This is a genomic window from Mesorhizobium sp., from assembly GCF_024509055.1.
Lineage (GTDB): Bacteria > Pseudomonadota > Alphaproteobacteria > Rhizobiales > Rhizobiaceae > Mesorhizobium.
On sequence record NZ_JANINM010000264.1, the window covers coordinates 1 to 2,446 of the forward strand.

Consider the following 2,446-nt stretch of genomic DNA (forward strand, 5'->3'; position numbering starts at 1 on the left):
GCCATGTGGCATCGGTGCCGAGGTCGGCGACGAACGGCTGCATCTGGGTGGCGGCGGCAGCGCTGTTGCCGACCCCGATAAAGTCGCCCGAGTGGAGTTGTGCCGTGGTGACCCCGGTCAGGGTCAGCTGGTCGCCATTGCCGAGGTCGATCACCGCGTTGCCGCCGACATCGTGCGTCGCGTTGATCACGTCCTGATAGCTGGCAAAGCCGATTGCCGTCAGGTCGATCTTGTCGGTGCCCGTGACGAAGTCGCCGATACTGTCCTGGCCGGTGCCGTGCGCGAACACGAACTTGTCGGCGCCGGCGCCGCCGAACAACGTGTCGTTGCCGCCATAGCCCATCAGCGTGTCGTTGCCGCTGCCGCCGGTCAGCACGTTGGCGCCGGCATTGCCCTGGATGAGGTGCGACCAGGCATTGCCGGTCAGGTTGATCGCGCTGGTCGCATTGGCATCCGACGCCGCCAGCCGCTCGACCTGGGCTCCTGCGGTCAGCGTATAGCTGACCGTCGCCAGCACGGTGTCGGCGGTGCCCTCATTGGCATTCTCGACGATCACGTCGCCTGCGTTGCGGACATAATAGACGTCGTTGCCCGCCCCTCCCTGCAGCGTATCGCCGCCGCCACCGCCGTCGAGCTGGTTGCTGCCGGCATTGCCGATCAGGATATTGTGCTCGCCATTGCCGGTGGCGTTGATGTTCGCCGTGCCGGTCAGTTGCAGCGTCTCGATATTGCTCATGCCCGCAAGCGAGTAGCTGACCGAGGCCTGGACGGTGTCGTTGCCTTCGCCTGCCAGTTCGATCACCTTGGCATGCGCGTCGCCGATCACGTAAATATCGTCGCCGGCGCCGCCATAGAGCATGTCGTTGCCGCCACCGCCGTTGAGCGTGTTGGCGGCAGCATTGCCGCGGATCACATTGTCGAACGCATTGCCGGTGCCGTTGATCGCGTTGGTGCCGGCCAGGGTCAGATTCTCGACATTGGTGACGGTCGAGAGATCGAAGCTGATCGAGGACTCGATCGTGTCGGTACCTTCATTGGCATTCTCGACGATCGTGTCGCTGAGGCTGTCGACGACATAGGTGTCGTTGCCGATCCCGCCATAGAGCGTATCGGTGCCCAGCCCGCCATCGAGCCGGTCGTCGCCGGCATAGCCGTAGAGCTTGTCGTTGCCGCTGCCGCCGGTCAGCACGTTGGCGCCGGCATTGCCCTGGATGAGGTGCGACCAGGCATTGCCGGTCAGGTTGATCGCGCTGGTCGCATTGGCATCCGACGCCGCCAGCCGCTCGACCTGGGCTCCTGCGGTCAGCGTATAGCTGACCGTCGCCAGCACGGTGTCGGCGGTGCCCTCATTGGCATTCTCGACGATCACGTCGCCTGCGTTGCGGACATAATAGACGTCGTTGCCCGCCCCTCCCTGCAGCGTATCGCCGCCGCCGCCGCCGTCGAGCTGGTTGCTGCCGGCATTGCCGGTGATCATATTCTGGCCGGCATTGCCATAGCCGTTGATGTTGGCACTGCCGGTCAGGACGAGGTTCTCGAGATTGGCGCCGAGCGTGTAGCTCAGCGAGGACTTGACCGTGTCGGTGCCTTCGTTGGCGCTCTCGAAGATCTGCACGCCGGCATTGTCGACGATGTAGGTATCGTCGCCACCACCACCATAGAGCGTGTCGGTCCCGCCGCCGCCGTTGAGCGTGTTCGCCGCCCCATTGCCGCGAAGGATATTGGCGCCGGCATTGCCGGTGCCGTCGATCGCGTTCGCCCCGGTCAGGGTCAGGTTCTCGACATTGGCGCCGAGCGTATAGCTGATCGAGGATTCGACCGTGTCGGTGCCCTCGCCGGCATTTTCGATCACCTGATCGCCGGCAGTGTCGACGACATAAGTGTCATCGCCGATTCCGCCATACAGCGTGTCCACGCCCTGCCCGCCATCGAGCCGGTCGTTGCCGGCATAGCCATAGAGGCTGTCATTGCCGCTGCCGCCGGTCAGCACGTTGGCGCCGGCATTGCCCTGGATCAGATGCGAATACGCATTGCCGGTCAGGTTGAGCGCGGTGGTCGCATTAGCATCCGACGCCGCCAGCCGCTCGACCTGGGCTCCTGCGGTCAGCGTGTAGCTGACCGTCGCCAGCACCGTGTCCGCCGTGCCCTCTCCCGCGCCCTCGATGATCACGTCGCCGGCGTTGCGGACGTAATAGACATCGTTCCCCGCACCACCCTGCAAGGTGTCGCCGCCGCCGCCGCCATCGAGCTGGTTGCTGCCGGCATTGCCGGTAATCGTGTTCTGGCCGGCATTACCGGTACCGTTGATGTTGCCGGTCCCGGTCAGGACCAGATTCTCGACATTGGCGCCGAGCGTGAAGCTCACTGAGGATCGAACCGTGTCAGTGCCCTCGTTGGCGTTCTCGAACACCTTGTCGCCGGCATTGTCGACCACGTACGTGTCGTC

At 64.5% G+C, this 2,446-nt stretch carries 1 protein-coding gene; it reads right to left on the minus strand.

From position 1 onward, the window contains the following. The coding region (locus tag Q0L57_RS12650; RefSeq protein ID WP_296743114.1) for a calcium-binding protein at positions 1-2,446 on the minus strand (2,446 nt) is incomplete at both ends.